Annotated in this window: 15 protein-coding genes, 1 rRNA gene and 1 pseudogene (1 of these 17 running past the window's edge); 10 read left to right on the forward strand and 7 right to left on the reverse strand. The window is 37.2% G+C overall.

What is annotated here, in order from left to right; translation table 11 throughout:
- Window positions 1–21 precede the first annotated feature (21 nt).
- Together rbsR and IGK53_RS02020 are read right to left on the reverse strand one after the other, a co-directional pair.
- Window positions 22–1,035 carry a ribose utilization transcriptional repressor RbsR gene (rbsR, locus tag IGK53_RS02015; RefSeq protein ID WP_002293245.1) on the reverse strand — a complete coding sequence of 338 codons (1,014 nt, stop codon included), beginning with the start codon at window positions 1,033–1,035 and terminating at the stop codon, window positions 22–24.
- Between the two features lie 81 nt (window positions 1,036–1,116).
- Window positions 1,117–1,719, reverse strand: coding sequence for an isochorismatase family protein (locus IGK53_RS02020; protein WP_002293246.1), 603 nt, complete (start codon window positions 1,717–1,719; stop codon window positions 1,117–1,119).
- 184 nt (window positions 1,720–1,903) lie between these two features.
- On the opposite strand from IGK53_RS02020, the gene IGK53_RS02025 reads away from it, so the two are divergent.
- The 3 genes from IGK53_RS02025 (at window position 1,904) to treC (ending at window position 7,405) form a co-directional block, all read left to right on the forward strand.
- Window positions 1,904–2,605 carry an ABC transporter ATP-binding protein gene (locus tag IGK53_RS02025; RefSeq protein WP_002293249.1) on the forward strand — a complete coding sequence of 234 codons (702 nt, stop codon included), beginning with the start codon at window positions 1,904–1,906 and terminating at the stop codon, window positions 2,603–2,605.
- A gap of 9 nt (window positions 2,606–2,614) precedes the next feature.
- Entirely contained in the window at window positions 2,615–5,335 is a 2,721-nt protein-coding gene (locus IGK53_RS02030) for an ABC transporter permease (RefSeq protein ID WP_047927972.1), read from the forward strand.
- Between the two features lie 441 nt (window positions 5,336–5,776).
- Complete coding sequence (gene treC / locus IGK53_RS02035; RefSeq protein ID WP_002293254.1) at window positions 5,777–7,405, forward strand: alpha,alpha-phosphotrehalase; 1,629 nt, start codon at window positions 5,777–5,779, stop codon at window positions 7,403–7,405.
- A 61-nt stretch (window positions 7,406–7,466) separates the two neighbouring features.
- On the opposite strand, the gene IGK53_RS02040 is transcribed toward treC, so the two are convergent.
- Window positions 7,467–8,648: an AI-2E family transporter gene (locus IGK53_RS02040; protein WP_002293256.1), complete on the reverse strand. Its 1,182-nt coding sequence runs from the start codon at window positions 8,646–8,648 to the stop codon at window positions 7,467–7,469.
- A 246-nt stretch (window positions 8,649–8,894) separates the two neighbouring features.
- On the opposite strand from IGK53_RS02040, the gene IGK53_RS02045 reads away from it, so the two are divergent.
- Window positions 8,895–10,418: a zinc ABC transporter substrate-binding protein AdcA gene (locus IGK53_RS02045; protein WP_002293257.1), complete on the forward strand. Its 1,524-nt coding sequence runs from the start codon at window positions 8,895–8,897 to the stop codon at window positions 10,416–10,418.
- A 67-nt stretch (window positions 10,419–10,485) separates the two neighbouring features.
- Here IGK53_RS02045 and IGK53_RS02050 read toward each other — a convergent pair whose 3' ends face one another.
- The 3 genes from IGK53_RS02050 to IGK53_RS02060 all read right to left on the reverse strand — a co-directional run bounded on the left by IGK53_RS02050 (window position 10,486) and on the right by IGK53_RS02060 (window position 13,250).
- Entirely contained in the window at window positions 10,486–11,214 is a 729-nt protein-coding gene (locus tag IGK53_RS02050; RefSeq protein WP_002293258.1) for a LytR/AlgR family response regulator transcription factor, read from the reverse strand.
- A 12-nt stretch (window positions 11,215–11,226) separates the two neighbouring features.
- Window positions 11,227–12,507 carry an ATP-binding protein gene (locus tag IGK53_RS02055; RefSeq protein ID WP_002293259.1) on the reverse strand — a complete coding sequence of 427 codons (1,281 nt, stop codon included), beginning with the start codon at window positions 12,505–12,507 and terminating at the stop codon, window positions 11,227–11,229.
- Between the two features lie 140 nt (window positions 12,508–12,647).
- On the reverse strand, window positions 12,648–13,250 hold the full coding sequence (locus tag IGK53_RS02060; protein ID WP_002293263.1) for an accessory gene regulator B family protein: 603 nt from the start codon (window positions 13,248–13,250) through the stop codon (window positions 12,648–12,650).
- A 245-nt stretch (window positions 13,251–13,495) separates the two neighbouring features.
- Between IGK53_RS02060 and IGK53_RS02065 the strand changes: the two genes are divergently transcribed.
- Together IGK53_RS02065 and IGK53_RS02070 are read left to right on the forward strand one after the other, a co-directional pair.
- Window positions 13,496–13,702, forward strand: coding sequence for a hypothetical protein (locus IGK53_RS02065; protein WP_002293266.1), 207 nt, complete (start codon window positions 13,496–13,498; stop codon window positions 13,700–13,702).
- Between the two features lie 184 nt (window positions 13,703–13,886).
- Window positions 13,887–14,606, forward strand: coding sequence for a deoxynucleoside kinase (locus tag IGK53_RS02070; protein ID WP_016853096.1), 720 nt, complete (start codon window positions 13,887–13,889; stop codon window positions 14,604–14,606).
- Between the two features lie 79 nt (window positions 14,607–14,685).
- Here IGK53_RS02070 and IGK53_RS02075 read toward each other — a convergent pair whose 3' ends face one another.
- Complete coding sequence (locus IGK53_RS02075) at window positions 14,686–15,369, reverse strand: YoaK family protein (RefSeq protein ID WP_002293268.1); 684 nt, start codon at window positions 15,367–15,369, stop codon at window positions 14,686–14,688.
- A 219-nt stretch (window positions 15,370–15,588) separates the two neighbouring features.
- Between IGK53_RS02075 and IGK53_RS02080 the strand changes: the two genes are divergently transcribed.
- From IGK53_RS02080 to IGK53_RS02095, 4 genes and pseudogenes are all read left to right on the forward strand, one after another.
- Window positions 15,589–17,775 (forward strand): ATP-dependent helicase, encoded by a 2,187-nt coding sequence (locus tag IGK53_RS02080; protein ID WP_002336062.1) that lies wholly within the window; start codon window positions 15,589–15,591, stop codon window positions 17,773–17,775.
- A gap of 348 nt (window positions 17,776–18,123) precedes the next feature.
- Window positions 18,124–18,534, forward strand: coding sequence for a Spx/MgsR family RNA polymerase-binding regulatory protein (locus tag IGK53_RS02085; protein ID WP_002286258.1), 411 nt, complete (start codon window positions 18,124–18,126; stop codon window positions 18,532–18,534).
- Window positions 18,535–18,547: 13 nt separating this feature from the next.
- Window positions 18,548–18,905 (forward strand): annotated as a pseudogene (locus IGK53_RS02090) (Spx/MgsR family RNA polymerase-binding regulatory protein).
- Window positions 18,906–19,579: 674 nt separating this feature from the next.
- A 16S ribosomal RNA gene (locus IGK53_RS02095) occupies window positions 19,580–20,318 on the forward strand (it continues 822 nt past the right edge of the window).

Below are 20,318 nucleotides of genomic sequence, written 5' to 3' on the forward strand. Positions count from 1 at the left end.
AAATATAGCACACCTTGAAAGCTATTTCAAGGGTGCAGTCGAAAATCTTTTTTCTAGTCGTACAGGTAGCCGTTTTTCTTCCCACTCTTTTTCTGGGAATTGGATTCGATCTAACAATAATTGGGCAGATGTTTGCCCCAATTCGAAGATTGGTTGTGCGATTGTCGTCAGTTTTGGCTTGATATATTCGCACATATCTATATTATCATAGCCAATAATGCTATAGTCTTCTGGGATGCTTTTTCCAGCTTCCTCTAATCCGCGATATAATCCAAAAGCTAATTCATCATTTAAAGCAAACACACCAGTTGCAGCAGAATCAAGAAGTTTGGCTGTGATTTGGTAGCCGCCTTGTTTTGAGAACTGTGTAGGCAAGAGGATCAGTCGGTCATGAGGGATTTGGTAAACATCAAGAGCAGATTTAAACCCATCAATCCGAGCGTGGACATTTTCTGGCAGATTTTCAGGATAGACAAGGGCGATCGTTTGATGTCCTAGACTAAGTAGGTGCATACCTGCCAGATAACCACCGCGAAAATCGTCTGTTCGTACGGCATCACTAAATCCTTCAGATTTTTTTTGATCCAAAACAATGAAGGGCCGGCCTTGTTTTTTCAAATTTTCGTTGATTGCATTCGTAGAGACAGCAGAAGTCGCAATAATGAATCCATCCACACCTCGACGTGTGAGCTCGGCTAGGTACTCGATTTCTTTTTGATGATCAGAATCAGCATTACATAATATCGTGACGAAGTTCTGATTGTACAAGATATCTTCAATTCCTCGCATCAATGTACTGAAGAATGGATTCGTGATATCAGGAACGAGTACGCCAATCGTTTTCGTTTCCTTGGTAATCATTTGTCTAGCAAAATAATCAGGTTGATAGCCTAATTCTTCTTTAGCAGCTAAAACTTTCTGAACGGTTTTCGGACTGAATTTCTCCGTATTTCCATTTAATATCAAGGAGACAGTTGTGATTGAAACACCGGAAAGTTTAGCGACTTCTTTGATTGTGATCTTTTTTTTCACCATGTTCATACTCCTATCTAAATCCTGTGGTTATTTTCCCATGAAATCAAAAAGAAGTAAATGAAAATCACATACGCTAGTACCCTATTTGCTTTGTTGGATTGCTTCGATTATTTGTTTCGTTGAACGTACTCGTGCAGTTTTCGGAAATATCTTTTTTATGAACAATTGATGCGATTCTTTGTCGCGATCACTACAAGCATCTTCAGCAAGCACGACATGGTACCCGTGTTGAAAGGCATCTAATGCAGTAGCATATACACCGTTTGTTGTCGCTACACCGCTTAAAATGATGGTTTCGATTCCACGACGGCGAAGTTGAAGATCAAGAGAAGTACCAAAAAAAGCACTTGGATTGTATTTTGTGATAGTCAACATATTGTCTGTATCTTTCAAAGAATCCTTCAAAAGTAAATCAGTGAATTCTGGAGGTACAGAAGCAGCAGTCATTCCACCCATATCAGTTTGTTGACTCAAATAAGGGAAAGTGGAGATGTCTACATTCACTAAAACTTTCAAGGCAGCGGTACGTTTCAATGTTTTTGCTAACGAATCATTGTTTGTCAGAATAGATGCTGCAGTGTGTGGAGAGAGTGTACCGTTATTTACGATCCCTTTTTGCATGTCGATCGCGACAAAAGCAGTTTTTGATAAATCAAAAATCATATTTTTCTTTAAATCATTCATGATGTTCCTTCTTTCAAATAACAATGTTTTTTATGTAAGTAAATCATAAATCGTTTATTTGTCAACTAAATAAAGAATTCCTTTCTTTAGTCTAGAGAAATTCAATGGTAAAATGAATAAGTGTGAGAAAACGCATTCGATGCATAGATATAGCGAGAAATATCGTGAAAATGGAGGAATCAGAGTGAAGTATGTCGAAGTAAAAAATGAATACAAACGATACAAGATGGGAGAAACGACCATTACAGCAAATGACGATATTTCTTTTTCAATTGAAAAAGGCGAATTAGTGATTATACTTGGCCCTAGTGGAGCGGGAAAGTCAACGATTCTTAATATTTTAGGTGGGATGGACACACCTGATGAAGGGCAGATTATTATTGATAACACAGATATTGCACAATTTTCAGACAAGCAGCTTACTGCTTACCGACGAACAGATGTAGGGTTCGTCTTCCAATTCTACAATCTCGTTCCTAATCTAACAGCAAAAGAAAATGTGGAATTGGCAACGGAAGTTTCCCCTGATGCGCTTGATCCTGTCGAAGTATTGACGCAAGTGGGCCTAGCTCATCGATTGAATAACTTTCCGTCCCAATTATCAGGAGGCGAACAGCAGAGGGTTTCCATTGCTCGAGCATTAGCCAAAAACCCTAAACTGCTTTTATGTGATGAGCCGACAGGTGCACTGGATTTTGAAACAGGAAAGCAAGTATTGAAATTATTGCAAAATGCTAGCAGACAACACGGTAATACTGTTTTGATCATTACACATAATTCTGCTTTAGCGCCCATCGCTGACAGAGTTATCCACATCAATGATGCGAAAGTAAGGACAGTTGAATTGAATGAGCATCCTTCATCCATTGATGAGATTGTATGGTAGGAGGATTTTATGAAAACAAAAACATATCTTAAAGCAGGTTTTCGCGAAATCCGGCAATCTAAAGGGCGGTTCATTGCAATCATCCTTATTGTCATGCTAGGAACACTTTTATTCGTAGGTGTCAAAACTGCTGGACCTGTCATGCAAAAAACGATGGATCACTATGTTGATACAGCAGGACTTTCTGATTTGCAAATCGTTTCTACTGGTGGTTTGACACAAAAAGATATCGCTCAAGCAGAAAAGATTCCAGATGCAAAAGTAGAAACAGGAAAACAGTTCTATTATTCCAATACTGGCAAAAATGAAGTGATTCAAATCTTTTCTTATAACAAAAATAGCAGGCAGAACAAGCTACAATTAATTGATGGAAAATGCCCGGAAAAATCCAACCAACTTTTATTAGATGAAAAAGCGGAGAATGAGGAGAATGAAGGGTATAAAATCGGTGATGTCTATCAGATTGATTCAGATGAATTGAAAGAAAAAGAGTATACCATCACTGGCTTTGTCCGTTCTCCATTGTTCATCAACAATTTGGAGAGAGGATACGCGAATGTCGGAAATGGTAGCGTGGATTATTTTGTCTATTTGCCTGAATCCAATTTCAAGACGGATATTTATTCTGTCTTATATCTGGATTTTACGAACGTAAAGAATTTGAATACGTACAGCAAAGCTTACAAAGATAAAATGGAGCAAAATCAAGAAAAGGCAGAAAAGTATTTACAAGATCGACCCGAAGAACGCTTAGAAGAGCTGAAAAAATCGGCAAACGAAGAATTAGAACCAGCACAGCAAAAAATAACAGAAGGCAAAGCACAAATAGCACAGGGAAGAACACAGTTAGAAGATGCTAAAAAACAGTTAGCGCAGCAGTCAGCAGCTATCCAGCAGCTTCCTGAAGCGCAACGGACAATCGCTGTACAAACTTTGTCTCAACAAGAAACTCAACTCGCTGAACAAGAAAGGCAGTTAGTTGAGAAAGAACGAGAACTAGCTTCTGCAGAGGAAGAATGGAACAAAAATGCAGAAAAAATTGAAAATTTAACTAAACCATCATACCTATACAATGAACGTTCAGAAAATGTCGGGTTTCAAGAATTTGGTGATCTGGCTGAACGTATCGCAGCAATCGCCAATGTTTTTCCTGTTTTCTTTTTCTTTATTGCTGCATTGATCACCTTTACGACAATGACGCGTATGGTAGAAGAAAACCGCAGGGAAATCGGAACATTGAAGGCGTTAGGTTATACGAAAGTTGAAATCGCAAAAAAATATGCAATCTATGCAAGTCTAGCCTCAGGAATAGGCATTGTTTTAGGAACGATATTAGGAACGAATCTTTTACCAAGGATCATTTTTGAACTATCTAACGAGCGATATGACATTGGGAGTGCCCTTGTTTTTTATGACTGGCCACCTATTTTACAAGCAGCTGCCGCATTCTTCATTGCCGCATTTGGCGCTGCAATGATTGTTTTGTTCAAAGATTTAAGAGAACGGCCTGCTGCACTGCTTCAGCCGAAAGCACCGAAGCCAGGGAAACGTATTTTTCTTGAATACATCACTCCGCTGTGGTCACGCCTTAGCTTTAATCAAAAAATCAGTTATCGAAATCTCTTCCGATACAAGTCAAGAATGCTTATGGCGATTATCGGAATTGCTGGATGTGCCGGTCTGATGGTTGCGGGCGTGGGATTGAAAGATTCTCTAAGTTCTGTCTCAGCCAAACAATTTGGACCGATCATTGACTATCAAGCAATTGTTACATTAGATTCATCCACGGAAGAGAATCATCAAAAAGCAGCGGATATGTTGCAGCAGCAAGAAAAAGTAAATGAGATCCTAGCTATTCATACTCAAACCGTAGAATTGAGAAAAAAAGGGCATGCTTCACAAAGTCTGACAGTGATCGTACCGAGTAAAACAGCTGATTTTGATCGTTTTATCCATTTAACAGATCTTGAAGAGAACCCACGTTCCTTACCTAAAGCAGGAATCGCTATTACGCAAAAAGCAGCAGAACTATTTGACTTATCTACAGGAGATCATATATCGCTTTATGATGAAAATCAAAAAGAATGGAAAGTCGAAGTAAAAGAAATCGTGAAAAACTATCTAGGCAGCTTTATTTATCTGTCCCCTGAATATTATGCTTCAGTGACTGATCAATCGATGTCGGATAATGCATTTTTGCTGCGTACAGATAAGATGACAACGAAAGAAGAAGAAATGCTTTCCGAGAAACTGCTGGCTACAGACGCTGTGACAAATACGTCTTTCATGTCCAAACAAATCGAAACGCAAGAAGAATCAATGGCGAACTTAGACTCAGTTGTATTAATCTTTGTCGTATTGTCAGGATTGCTGGCTTTTATCGTCTTGTATAATCTAACTAATATCAATATTTCTGAACGTGTACGCGAATTATCTACGATAAAAGTCCTTGGATTTTTTGATAAAGAAGTCACGATGTATATTGTTCGAGAAAATATCATCTTTACTCTCTTAGGGATCATTGGAGGATTTGGTGTAGGATATGTATTGACTGACTTTATCTTACAACAAGCATCTATGGAGAATGTCATCTTTCCATTAGTGATTACATGGTGGGCTTATGTTTTATCAGCAGGATTAACCATCGTATTCACGGTTATTGTGATGATTGTTACCCATTTCAAATTAAAGCATATCGATATGATTGATGCGTTGAAATCGAATGAATAAAAATAGAGGTTGTGAAATCAGCGGTTTGACCTGAGTATTAGAGAAACAAACGGCAAAATAGTTCCTCATATTTTGCCGTTTTTTGAGCTAATACCGAAGGCCAGCTGATTGAACACCGTTTAAGAAAGAGGTTGTGACAGAAGTGGTCAGCTTCAAGAAATAAGAAGGAATTTACGAAAACAGCTCCTCATATTTTTCATTTGAAAGGACTTATTGTCGTAGATGTAAGCTTCTGAACAACATTTATAGAAGAAACAAGAACTTTAAACAAGAGACTAGACAAATACATGTCTGTTCTCTTGTTTTTTATTGGACAACACCCTCTTAGGAAGTATAAAGATAAATTTTACAAACGCTTTCGGTTCAGTTATAATAATAAATGATAACTTGTATATATAAGTTGTGATAAGTAAGAAATCAGTTGAATGGAGGCAAATATCCATGACATTTAAAGACAAAGTCATTTATCAAATCTATCCCAAATCTTACAAAGACAGTAATGGTGATGGAATTGGAGATTTAAAAGGAATTAAAGAAAAACTGCCATATTTGAATGATCTAGGGATCGATATGATCTGGCTAAATCCTATTTATCCAAGTCCTCAAAAAGACAACGGTTATGATATCTCTGATTACACAGCCATCGATCCTATCTTTGGTACGATGGAAGAATTCGAGCAACTAATAGCTAAAGCAAAAGAATACCAAATAGAAGTCATGCTTGATATGGTATTGAATCATGTTTCGACAGAACATGAGTGGTTCAAAAAAGCACTAGCAGGGGATCAGTATTATCAGGACTTCTTCATTTTAAGAGAAGAACCAACGGACTGGGTATCAAAATTTGGTGGGAGTGCTTGGTCGCCCTTTGGAGATACAGGGAAATATTATCTGCACTTATATGATCAGACACAAGCTGACTTGAACTGGCGGAACCAAGCAGTAAGAGAGGAATTATTCAAAGTAGTTCGTTTTTGGATGGAAAAAGGGGTAAAAGGATTCCGTTTCGATGTTATCAATGTTATCGGTAAAGACGAGCAATTGAAAAATAATAAAGAAAATGATGGTAAACCTGAATATACAGACAAACCAATCACCCATACGTATCTAAAAGAATTGAACCAAGCAACGTTTGGGACGGATTCCACTATCATCACAGTCGGTGAAATGAGCTCTACGACGATCGAAAATTGTATCTTGTATACAGAACCTAGTAGAGAAGAATTATCAATGGTCTTTAATTTTCATCACTTGAAAGTCGACTATGAAAATGGCAATAAATGGTCAACTCCTCCATTTGATTTTGCAGAATTAAAGCGACTGTTCCATACTTGGGGAGAAAAGATGAGTGATGGTAATGGCTGGAATGCTTTATTTTTTAATAACCATGATCAGCCACGTGCGCTCAATCGGTTTGTAGCTATCGATCAGTATCGAAAACAAGGAGCAGAGATGCTAGCAACCATGATCCATTTAAATCGTGGAACACCATACATTTATATGGGAGAGGAAATCGGCATGGTCGATCCAGACTATTCCTCGATTTCCGACTATATTGACGTAGAAAGTTTGAATGCTTACAAGTTGCTCCTTGCACAAGGATGTACAGAAAAAGAGGCGTTCCGTCGAATCAAAGCAAAATCTCGTGATAACTCTCGAACACCCATGCAATGGTCCGATGCAGAACAAGCAGGTTTTACTACAGGAAAACCTTGGTTAAAAGTTGCAGGTAAGTTAGAAGAGATCAATGTAGAGAAAGAACGATCTTCTGAGGATTCTATTTTGTCCTATTATAAGAAATTGATTCGGTTGAGAAAAACATATCCAATCGTTGCACAAGGCGATTATCATGCTTATGGAGCAGATCATCCGCAAGTTTATGGCTATCTTCGCCAATTTGAAGGGCAGCAGCTACTTGTATTAACAAATTTCTATGATAAAGATACAAGGATCACCATTCCAGAAGGATTCACAGAAGCCGATATTCTTATCGATAATTATTCCGATACTGTTCTCCATCAAAACCTGGAGCTAAAACCATATCAGGCAATTGCTTTACTGAAAAACTAAAATAAAAAAGTATAAAACGCCGATCCTACGAGCTATTCTCGTGAGATCGACGTTTTGTGTTTTATTTAAAATAATCTTCTTCAGAAAATGAAGAGTGTTCATACTCTCCTTTGTCGCCATAAAATTTATTGTAGCGTTGTTTGAATTTACGGAAAATAAAAGTAACGAGTAATTTGACTAGCGTATAGATAGGAATACCGAAAATAACGCCCACAATTCCCATTAGATCACCCATGACAAGCAAAACGATCAAGATCGTAATCGGATGGATCTGCAAACGATCACCCATTACTCGAGGAATTACCAAGTCACCATGGAGAAGTTGTACGGCAAACCAGACAATGACAAATTTGACAGCCATAAAAGTAGAGTCTTGGAATGCAATGATCAAACCCGGGAAAAAAGCGATAAACGGTCCAATATATGGAATAATACATAATAACCCAGCAGAAATAGCTAAAACACTGGCAAATTCTAATCCGATCAGTAAGAAACAAACCCAGTAGACTGCTCCAAGGATAAATGAAGCAATGATCTGCCCCTTTAAAAATGAACCCAATTGTTGATTAGCAATCTTTGTCAAATTTTTAAAGTCTGTACGAAAGGCTGGTGGGACAATGGCTAAAACTGACTGATAAAATTTTTGAGGATTTCTCAAAAGGAAAAAAGTGACAATGGGCCCAGTAAATAAAGTAATGAAAATAGCTGTAACAGTTGAAAAAATATTGCTGATCCGTTGTGCGCCGCTTTCCCAATAATTTCCAATAAAGCCAGCTATATCAGACGTCACGTCATCAATAGAAGTAAAAAATTGATTAAATGAATCGGCAAAAGGTGTTTTCTCCAAAAATTGACGGAGACTCTCTTGGAAATCTTGAAATAAATCTGGCAAACTGCTAATCAATGTTTTTGTCTGTTCTTCAAGAAAAGGAACAAGCCATACGCTTCCAAGCCCCAATAAAAATAAAATAATCACATAAACAATAATGACTGACAGGTTCCTCGAAAGGTGCTTGCTTAAACGCTTGATGACTGGTTCCAAAAGATAATATAAGATCAGCGCAAACAATAATGGGGGCAAGATAGTAGCGATAATAATCCCAACAGGCTTGAATATAAATGAAATCTGATGGAAAAAATAAATGATCAGTGCCAGCAGGATCACCATACCTAAAACATAGTAAGAGGTTTTGCCTCCCAAAAAGCGGATCAAACGATTCGTTGTATCTGTTTCTTTTTTCACTCATTTTCCTCCTTTGTCTATAACTTTATTATAGACAAAAGAGGGGATAAAAGGAAAATGATAGAGGTTGATTGAAAAAATATCGTGAATCATCCATACAAAAGTTCTCCTCAATTAAAATAAGAAAACGCTTGACAGCTCTTTTAACCCTATGATAAATTAAATTCTGTTGCTAAAACGTAACTATTACGATTTACTAGAGGCGAATCGGAACATTATGAAAGAAGATGAGAAGGAGTGTTATAAATGAAACGACTGATAGGTATATTGGCTACACTGGTTTTAACAGGTATGTTAGCTGGTTGCGGGGCAAGTGGAGAAGCAGGGGACAGTAAAGAAAAATTGAGCGTGATGACGACCTTTTATCCTATGTATGATTTTACAAAAGCAATCGTCGGGGATGAAGGAGAAGTAGAATTATTGATTCCAGCAGGGACTGATTCCCACGATTATGAACCTTCTGCTAAAGACATGGCAAAGATCCAAGATACAGATATCTTTGTTTATAATGATGAAAACATGGAAACATGGGTCCCCGCAATCCAAAAAACATTACAAGAAGGCAACGTCCATACGATAAAGGCGACAGAAGGTATGCTTTTACTTCCGGGAAGTGAAGAAGGACATGATCATGACCATGAACACGGGGAAGAAGGTCATACACATGAGTTAGACCCGCATGTATGGTTAGCACCAAGTTTAGCAATCAAGCAGGTAGCAAGCATACGTGATCAGCTGATTGAAGCCTACCCAGAAAAACAGGAAGTATGGACAAAAAATGCAGCAGCCTATACCGAGAAACTTCAAGCACTCCATCAGCTTTATCAAGAAACATTTAAGCAAGCAAAACAAAGATCTTTTGTCACGCAACATGCTGCATTCAACTATCTGGCATTAGAATATGGATTGAATCAAGTATCTATTGCTGGTCTTTATTCTAGTGAAGAACCCTCTGCGGCGAGAATCGCTGAACTGAAACACTTTGTTAAAGAACATGGGATCAACTATATTTATTTTGAAGAAAACGCCAAAGATAGTATTGCTAGAACGTTAGCAAACGAAGCAGGTGTATCTTTAGAAGTATTGAATCCTTTGGAGGGGTTGACGAATGAACAAATAGAAAATGGAGAAAACTATCTTTCTATCATGGAAGCAAACCTCGAAGCGTTGAAAAAAACGACAGAGACAGAAAACCCGTTAGAAGATACTTTGACCCCCAAAAAAGAAAAGAGCGTCTATAACGGTTATTTCGAAGACGAGGATGTACAAGATCGCTCTCTTTCAGATTGGTCAGGAACTTGGCAGACAGTAGATACGTATGTAGAAGATGGGACATTTGATCCTGTTTTTGAATATAAAGAAAAATTGAATCAGGATAAAACAGCACAAGAATATAAAGAATACTATACGAAGGGCTATCAAACAGATATTGCTTCAATCAAGATCGGTGAGAAAGAGATGGCATTTACGTTTAAGGATGGAACAACGAAACGTTCAAATTATCGTTATGTAGGGAAAGAAATCTTGACCTACGAGGCAGGAAACCGTGGTGTAAGGTATCTATTCGAAGCAGAAGATAAGGAAAGTGGCGCGTTTAGATATATTCAATTCAGTGATCACACGATTGCACCGGCTGACTCCGAACATTTTCATTTATATGCAGGAAATGAAAGTCAAGAAGCATTGCTAAAAGAAATGGAAAATTGGCCAACATTTTATCCAGACACAATGGATGGCCGTGAAATTGCACAGGAAATGCTTTTGCACTGAGAGACAAAAAGAACCGAAGGGTTTGGATCGGCTGATTATTTAGTCGGTCCAAACTATTCGGTTCTTTTTATGAAATTAACTTTTTTAATCCACGGATAGAGACAGGGATAGTCTCACCGTTTGCCAACGTGACTTCTCTGGTTTTTTTATTAATCGACCGCACGTTTTGTGTGTTGATAACATAAGATTTATGGCAACGAATAAAATTCCGATGCATTTTCTCGATTTCTTTGATCTTCTCGTAGAATTGCAATTGAGCATGAGTCAAATGAACTTCCAATTTATGTGGTGCGCCTAACGAAGTAGAAAAATATTGGATTTCTTTGATCGGTAAAAATTTGATCTCATCATTGAACTCTATTTTGAAGATATCTTTTTGGATCTGGGACATTTGAAAATCTTCAAAAATTTTGCTCAGGATCTGCTCGACATTTTCTTTTAAATCATAAAGGTCTTCTTTCACAATATAGTCAGTCGGCTCAATGTTGCTTTTTAAGATTTTCATCGACATTTCCGTATGAGAAGTCACGTAGATGATTTTTCCTAAAGGATCTAATTCACGGATCAATTTACCAATCGCTACGCCATCCATTTCACTGTCTTCTAATTCAATATCTAAAAAGTAAATACCAAAAGAAGAAGTTCTGATCTTGGCCGCATTGAGAAGTTCTTCCGGATCAGAGGTAGAAATATGAACATAACTGTCTAAGTTTTCAATCATGATCCTGTTTTTGATCACCGTTGATAAAACTTCCAATTGTTTTGGATCGTCTTCACAAATATAAATGGGAATCATATCATTACTCCTTTATTTTATTTGTATATAAATCGTTTGAGAAAAACGTTGGTTTTCAATTGATGTTTCAAGGAAAAGATAAGGGTTTGTCTTTGTCAATTCATCCAAGATAAACAAGCCAAGTCCTTCGTTTTTTGGATTTGTTTTTGTTGAGAAACCTTTTTGTTTCAACTGGTTTAACGGTAATGTATTGGTTGTTGTATTGATTACACGAATCATCACGGAATGATTTTTCTTGATGATTGTCAATTCGATCTTTTTCTTCTTTGCAGCACTAGCTCCTTCAATCGCATTGTCCAAGATAATACCAAGCATACGTACAAGGTTTACCGTATGTTTCGTATCCAACTCGATTGGCTTAGGAAAATGAAGCTGGACGATCAATCCTTTTTCCTGTGCCATCATAAGTTTTAATGACAGCAAACTGCGTATTTCAGGAACTTTCATATTATCCAACATACTTAGATTGGCCGGGAAAAGGTTCATCATCTGGCGTGTAGGCAATATCGTTTGATCGTAGTACGACCGTAATCCTTCCAAGTCGCCTTCTGCAATATAGCTGTGAAGAGAAAAGAGCAGATTTTGGTAATCATGTTTGAATTCTCTCAAGTCTTGATAGTTTTTTTCCAGATCTTTGATATAATCCTGCTGCATCCTGACTTGTTGCTCTAACAACTGATCAGCTAACTTCTTATTAGAGATTTTCCAATAATAAACCAAGATGATCAAGCCGACACACAGATAGAGAATAAAAAAACTAGTATTCAAAGCTAAGACATCAGGTGTTTCACCAGAAAAACGGGTATAAAAAATAATGATATAGTATGTAAATAATATCAACGTCCCAATCGTACCGATCATACGGCGGTCCACTGTGTGAAACCAAGTCTCTAACGATTTTTTAAAACAAAAAGCTAATAAAGCAGATAAAAGAGCGGATAAGGCAATGTGAAAATACTGCAAGGAATCTCCTGGTTCAACAACCGCAGATTTCAAAACAAAAAAATCGCCGATGCTTGTTAAATGATCTCCTAAAAGCGACGTCAATAATCCAAAAGGAAGCGCGTAAACTAATTGTTGACGCGAAGTCGAAAAGAAGAAAAAAGTAAGCATCAGCATTCCTATAGCAATTAGAGCAGTAAAAATCCCTAAAACTGAGTAGACCCATCCAATCAAAATGCAAGAAATCAGAGTGAATCCTGCAAACAGATAATTGTATCGGATATGATGGTCAATCAATAAGATACAAATTGTGTAAATCAAATATTGCAACGCTATGGACCATAAAAACATAAAGTACAGCTCCCATTGATTTTTACCAAATTATAGCACAATTAGCGTATTATTTTTTTAATTTTTCAGGGATTTTGAATTCAGAACTCATACCAAAGCAGCAGCCAGATACAAAAAAGTCAGATAAGTTAGTTAATTGTTTAATGATTGTTTTTTTCATGAAAGATTCCTCCAAAATTCATCAAGTAGTTTGTAATAGGGAGCAACGTAGCTATTTCTAAAACAATCCCAAGTAGCAAATAGGTAGAAAAGTAAGAAGCTGAGAAAAATAAAGTGATGAGAGAAAAAATTAGAAACATGCTGATCGCCTTCTTTAATAATGGTGGACGTTTCTCGGGTTCAATGGGATTGATGGCTGTACCTCTTGATCCATAGCGAAGCAGTAACAAAAAGCAGCTGATTAACAAAAAGACCATCATTGGGAAGGAGATAGTCAATTGCAGATGTTTCATCACCAAAGGAACGCCCCATAAATAAAGCAGTGTCCACAGCAGACAAACGAATTCAGAGTCGGAATGCAATCCATAAGCATATCTGCGGATGCAGATATAGGAAAGAAAGGTGATTCCTGTTTCCGCCCATGAGCCCGTCACCAGAGAAAACACTAGAACGACCGCTAGTTTTCCAAGGTTGTTCAATAAAACTTCTAAGGCAAATTTTACTTGGACATACACCATATCTTCTTCCGATTTGTCTCCGCTGAATAAGGTTTCTAATAATTTGTTCACAACTTTATCTTTCATCTCATACGTACCTCCACCACAAATTCTATGCTAAAAAAAATAAAAAACGTGTTTTGTTTCATAAAAAGTGGTTTTGACATCAAAACCGTCATGATTTCCTTAAAAAAATCTTCATTTTTTTAAATCCTTTCCAAAAAAGGTGACAGTTTTGATACGAAAAGTACATTTTATGACAAGTTTGTGTTTTTTCGAGTATTTTATGTTAAAAATTTACTGACCTTAGAAAAGGTGATGGAGGGATTCTTATGGAAAATGAACAATTGTTTGAAGTCGGCGAAACATATGCATTTAAATCTGATTTATTTGAATCACCAATAAAAGGAAAAATAGAAAAAATCTATGAAAATAGCGTGATGATACGTGTCATGAATTGCGCAGCAGAAGACAATGATACCGCTCATAATCTGCACTGGCAGTTAGTCGTACGCAAATCAAGTACAATAGAAGAATAAAAACAGATAAAATGTTGAGAGCATAAAAGAGTAGAAGTTCATCCATTCTACTCTTTTATTTTCATGAATAGGCGTGACTTCTAGCTACTATTGGCGAAGCAGCCTTTAAGGAGCAGATAAAGTCAAGGCTTTTATTTCTATAAATGAAGTAGTAAAATGAAGAACAGATTTTATTACAGGAAGGATGCCGATAATTGTGATTATTGTTGCAGGAACGATCGGTGCAGGGAAAAGCACACTGACTGAAATGCTTGCCCAAGATTTAGAAACAAAACCTTTTTATGAGAACGTGGAGGATAATGAAGTATTGCCACTGTTTTATTCTAATCCGGAAAAGTATACTTTTTTATTGCAGATATTTTTTTTGAACAAACGTTTTTTGGCGATTAAAGATGCTTTCAGCCATGATGACAATGTACTAGACCGCTCCATCTACGAAGATAGTATGTTGTTTCATCTGAATGCCGATTTAGGGCGTGTTTCTGAAGTAGAAGTAAAGCAGTATGAGGGTCTTTTAGAGACGATGCTGAAGGAATTAGAAGAAATTTCGCCGCAAAAGAAACCGGATCTACTGGTTTATATTCGTGTATCCTTTGAAACTATGTTAGCAAGAATCAAAAAAAGAGGTCGGGAATATGAACAGCTAGAGCAAGATCCTGAACTCTATTCCTACTATAAAGAACTCAATCGACGTTATGAAGAATGGTATGAACAGTTTGATATATGTCCCAAAATAGTAATCGATGGGGACAAATACGATTTCGTAGCCGATCCAGCATGTGGAGAACAAATCGTACAAGAAATCAAGATGCGGGCAAAGAAAATGACAGAAGAGGCAGATGGCCAGTCGATCCGCTACACTACAAATAACCCGAAAGCAAAGGGTATCTTTACAACTAAATAATAAAAAAACTAAGCAAATTGCTCACTCACAAAATTTCTTTGTGAACAGCATCCTGCTTAGTTTTTTTGATTCAGGGGAATCAAAAGGTGAAACGGTTCGTATGATAAAACTGCCATAACTGAAATGTCTGAGTGAGGGCCATGATCAAGAATAAAATAGAAACGACCAAAATCGAATAGGCGCCAAACAAATGATGACAGAATACAAGGACAATAGCCCCTGCGATAAAGGCAAGAACGACAGTTAAATAGTGGAAAAATCGATCAAAATCTGCTTTTTCTTTAGAAATACAATAATCATATAAATTTGTTGCTACCCCTTTTAAATTTCCTGTTGTGAATAAATTGGTGTAGGCACGCCCGTTGATTTTATCAAAAGCCACCCACTGGATCGAGGCCGTAAAAGCAATTAAAATCGTTACTAATGCGGGATGTTCATGGACAGGTGTCAAACTGACAAAGAAAAAAATCACCGCTTCATAATATAGAACAAATAAGCGCCAGAAATGTTTTTCTTTTTTTCTAAAATAATCAATCAAATACTTTGTTAGAAGAATCCCTAAGAAAAAGAAAAGGGTAGACAATACTTTTTTGCCAACGCTTAGCCACTCTCCGTCAAAAGCTTGGATGATCGATAGGATGATATTGCCAGTTTGAGCAGAGGCAAAAGCACCATACTGGATATAAGTATAACTGTCCATTGCTCCTCCGATAAATGTCAGCAAAAGACCTATTGTACGCCCTTCGTGAAAGGAAGTCTGCATTTTTTTCATCACCTTTTATGAATATAATTTTGTCTTCCTTATCTTAGCATAAACGATTGAAAAAAAGGAAAAATTTTCAGAAAACTAAAATCATCTCGCTCCCCATTTTCATTTTTAGAAAGGTCTGTTAGTATAAAGAAAAAATAGACAACGAGATTTTAAATAATCAAATTGGAAGAAACAACTTCAAAGAAGAAAGATGGGAAGGAAATCAATCAGTTGGATGAAAAAGAAATTCTCCGATTACAAAAAGAACTGAATCGTTGGGAGAACAAATATAAAAAGCTTCAACAAGTCTTTCGGCTACAAGAAGAAATCATTGCTACCTATGAAGCGGCTTATGGAGAAGCCCCTGGACTTATTGAGGAAGAAATGCAGGAAAAAGAAAGCAAAGAAAACAACTCTTTCTTTAAAATGATGGAGAAACGTTCTTATAATCGCTTCAATCAAGAACAAAAAGCAGCTATCACATACGATATGCAGAAACATCTTCGAATCATAGCGGGAGCTGGGAGCGGCAAGACGCAAACAATCTGTGCAAAAGCTGTGTACCTGATGACACAAAAACAAGTAGACGAAGAACGCATACTGATGATTACTTTTACACGGAATGCTGCAAATGAACTAAAAAAACGAGTAGATAATTTCAGCCAAAGGAAAACTGCTGTCCATATCGGAACATTCCACAGTATCTTTTTCAGGATATACAATGAGATTTGTCGAAAATTCCCTGATGTGGCAATGCAAGGGATACAAGGAGACTTTTCAAAAGATACTGCGCAAAAAGTAAATGCTGTTTTGCAACAGCTGATACGTAAATATAATCTTTATCTTTTTGATCAATATGGAGAAAAAACGATTGCTTCTCGCTTAGACTATTGGCAGAATATGAACCTATCAATAGAAGAAATGATCCAGTTAGTTAAAGAAAAATATGATTCCATTGATAAGAATACAAGACAACCGATATCAGAACGACTGTATGGATTGCTCACAGAACTCCAAGAACAAAAAAGAAGGCAGCAATTGTTAGAGTTCAATGATGTACTCCAAAATTTGAAAAGCGCTTTGGAGAATGACGAGATTCAGCGCTATATTGGACAGAAATATGATTATCTATTTATTGATGAATTTCAGGATACTAATCCACTTCAATGGGAAATCGTGAAGCGGATGACAAAGGAAAACGGGATCAAGTTAATCGTTGTTGGAGATGATGACCAAAGTATCTATGGATTCAGAGGATCAGAGCCAGCATATATCAAGAACTTTGAAAAAGAATATCCTACTAAAACTCTTTTCTTATTAACTAATTACCGCTCTCGGGCAGCTATTGTCCAAGGAGCGAATAGATTGATCAGCTATAACAAAAATGATCGGATACCAAAGGCGATGATTCCAGCACAAAAAGAAGCGGGCATTATGGAGGCTTATTTGTTCTCAGATACAAAAGCAGAAAGCCAGTGGCTGATAAGTCAAATTCAGTCATTTATTCAAAAAAATGGGAAATATAAGGAATCGATCATATTATACCGATCGGCTTCGCAAACACAGCAACTTGTCCAATCTCTGCTGAAAACGAATATTCCTTTTGTACTGGAAGCAGATAGTCCATATGAAGGTATCTTTGGCATCAAGTTTTTCCAACAGTTCTATCAAAAAATCGTTCATTGGCAAACAGCACAGAATCCGCAAAAGAAAAATCAGGCCTATCAGCAGTTGTTGCGGCAGCTGATGGTAGACTGCTATCTGAAAAAAAATGAATGTGATCAATACTTTTCTCCTAAATATCAAAATATAGCCATTACGGATTATATTTTGTCGGTAAGACCTAATTTAAAATCCAAATCTGCAGAAATCCGCCAGTTTGAGGAAGCGTTGCGTAAAACAGACCAGCATCAAGAAATCTATTCGCTTGTACAAAGCTATCTTCATCTGCCACGTATAGCTAAGGAAATCGATCAGAGTGATCAAGAATGGATACGAGAAGAAGTAAAGCAACATGCTACTTTTAGAAGTATCCAAACCTTATCGCAAGAAATCCAAGCAACAGCTAAAGAATTAAAAACCCGCTTGATTGCTTACAGACAAGGAAAACTTGATGCGCTATGTATCCAGAGCATTCATAAAAGTAAAGGTCTTAGTTACAGAAATGTCTTTTTAATTGGCTGTAACGAAGGAAGTTTGCCTTATAACGGAGCAACAGAAAAGAAAGTCATTGACTCTAATGAAATAAAAGCAGAACCAGCGACGACGATAGAAGAAGAACGAAGACTATTTTATGTTGCGATGACTAGAGCAAGAAATCGTCTGTATCTATGTGTACCTCAAATGAAAAATACAAGAAAATTGAAAGTATCGAGATTTGTCAAAGAAACCGGTAGTCGTATGAAAAAAGGAAAGTGATGGAAAAGAGGTTGTGACAGGAGTGGTCAGCTTCAAGAAATAAGAAGGAATTTACGGAAATTGCTTCTCAAATTTTTGTAAAATTTCGGCTTATTTTCGAAGAAGCTACTTCTGGAACACCGTTTATTCGGAAAAGGGAGGTGTGACAAGATTTTTGTCACACCTCCCTTATTTATTTTTGAAAAATGAGAATACTATTATTAAAATAGGGAATAAATAGAATAATTCTCATTATTTAAACGCAAATAATCGATTTTTTTCGACTTTTTTTATTTTTTATTAGCTAATAATTGGTATTTTAAAAGAAATTGCTGTAGAATTGGATTATAATTAAAAAGGAGTGAGAAAATGATAAAAGTATATACTTCGCCTAGCTGTACTTCCTGTAGAAAAGCAAGAGCATGGTTGCAAGCAAATCAACTTGAATTTGAAGAGAAGAATATTTTTGCCGAACCGTTAACAGAAAGTGAGATCAAAAAGATCTTAGCAGCGACTGAAGGAGGAGTTCAAGATATTATTTCCACTCGGTCGAAAATTTACGAGAAGTTGGGAATAGATTTTAACGAATTAACTTTAAAGCAAATGATCGTCCTATTCAAAGAATATCCTTCATTATTGAGACGACCTATTTTGATTGATGAAAAAAGAATACTAATCGGATTCAATGAAGATGAAATCCGGTCATTTGTCCCTCGTGAAATTCGGTGTGTTGCTAGAAACCTAATCTATTTACAAAACAATAACATCTTAAATTCATAGGGAGGGAGTCTTCGTGGAAGTGAAAGTCTATGGATCGGCGCACTGTGTAACCAGTCTGAAGGCGAAACAATGGTTAGAATACCATCAATTGCCTTATCAATTTGTTGACTTAGAAGAACGCGATCTAAGTACAGAAGAAGCAGAAGAATTATGCAGTTTTGAAGAAGTGCAAGCAGAACAGCTATTTGCGACTTGGTCTGAGGCTTTCCATAACATTGCGATAGACCTTTCCTCTGTAGGTAAAAAAACAACTGATTTCTTTATGTACACAACATACAAAACTCCTTAGACGTCCGTTGATCATTATCGATGAAGTTCTATTTATTGGATACAATGAGCAGTTGATGGAGCAACTTATCCTAAATAAATAGTCTTTACCTATTTTAATCAATTTCTGAGCGCTTCGTACAGTTGGAACAGTCGAACACTTAACATCAAGTGTGTTATGTGTTCTTTTTTTTGTCTTTATTTTTCTACTATAAAAGATATGCTCGATTTATTTGGTCAAAATTCAAATGTACGAGGGAAAATAGGCTGAGAAATATATTGACATGTGTAAATTTACATGATATATTCATTTTTGTTGTTTTAAGTAATACGCAAATAAAGCAGCATTAAAAAAACTTGAAAAATAGTTATTGACATGTTGATGATGACATGATAAGATAACTGAGTCGTTAAAAAAGAACAGCTTACGAAGCTTGATTCTATCGAAAAAAACTTCAAAAAAAGTTCTTGACAAATAACAAACAACAAGTTATGATAAATGAGTTGTTGAAAGATTTCGAAAAAACGAAATTGAAAAAACTTTTAAAAAAGAGTTGACAATCACTTGTCGCTCTGATATGATATAAAAGTTGCTACGGCAGCCAAAAATAAATCGGAAAAACACTTCCGATGAAGTAGACCTTTGAAAACTGAACAAAGTAAGACAAACCAAATGTGTAGGGCGTCTTGATTCAATTCAAGACAACAAACATTTTTAACAAGCAAGCAATATGCTAGCAAACAAATTGAGCTTAACAATCGCAAGATTGTTCGAACTTTTTATGAGAGTTTGATCCTGGCTCAGGACGAACGCTGGCGGCGTGCCTAATACATGCAAGTCGTACGCTTCTTTTTCCACCGGAGCTTGCTCCACCGGAAAAAGAGGAGTGGCGAACGGGTGAGTAACACGTGGGTAACCTGCCCATCAGAAGGGGATAACACTTGGAAACAGGTGCTAATACCGTATAACAATCGAAACCGCATGGTTTTGATTTGAAAGGCGCTTTCGGGTGTCACTGATGGATGGACCCGCGGTGCATTAGCTAGTTGGTGAGGTAACGGCTCACCAAGGCCACGATGCATAGCCGACCTGAGAGGGTGATCGGCCACATTGGGACTGAGACACGGCCCAAACTCCTACGGGAGGCAGCAGTAGGGAATCTTCGGCAATGGACGAAAGTCTGACCGAGCAACGCCGCGTGAGTGAAGAAGGTTTTCGGATCGTAAAACTCTGTTGTTAGAGAAGAACAAGGATGAAAGTAACTGTTCATCCCTTGACGGTATCTAACCAGAAAGCCACGGCTAACTACGTGCCAGCAGCCGCGGTAATACGTAGGTGGCAAGCGTTGTCCGGATTTATTGGGCGTAAAGCGAGCGCAGGCGGTTTCTTAAGTCTGATGTGAAAGCCCCCGGCTCAACCGGGGAGGGTCATTGGAAACTGGGAGACTTGAGTGCAGAAGAGGAGAGTGGAATTCCATGTGTAGCGGTGAAATGCGTAGATATATGGAGGAACACCA

Origin of the sequence: Enterococcus sp. DIV1224, from assembly GCF_050555455.1 — a bacterium.
Taxonomy (GTDB): domain Bacteria; phylum Bacillota; class Bacilli; order Lactobacillales; family Enterococcaceae; genus Enterococcus_B; species Enterococcus_B lactis.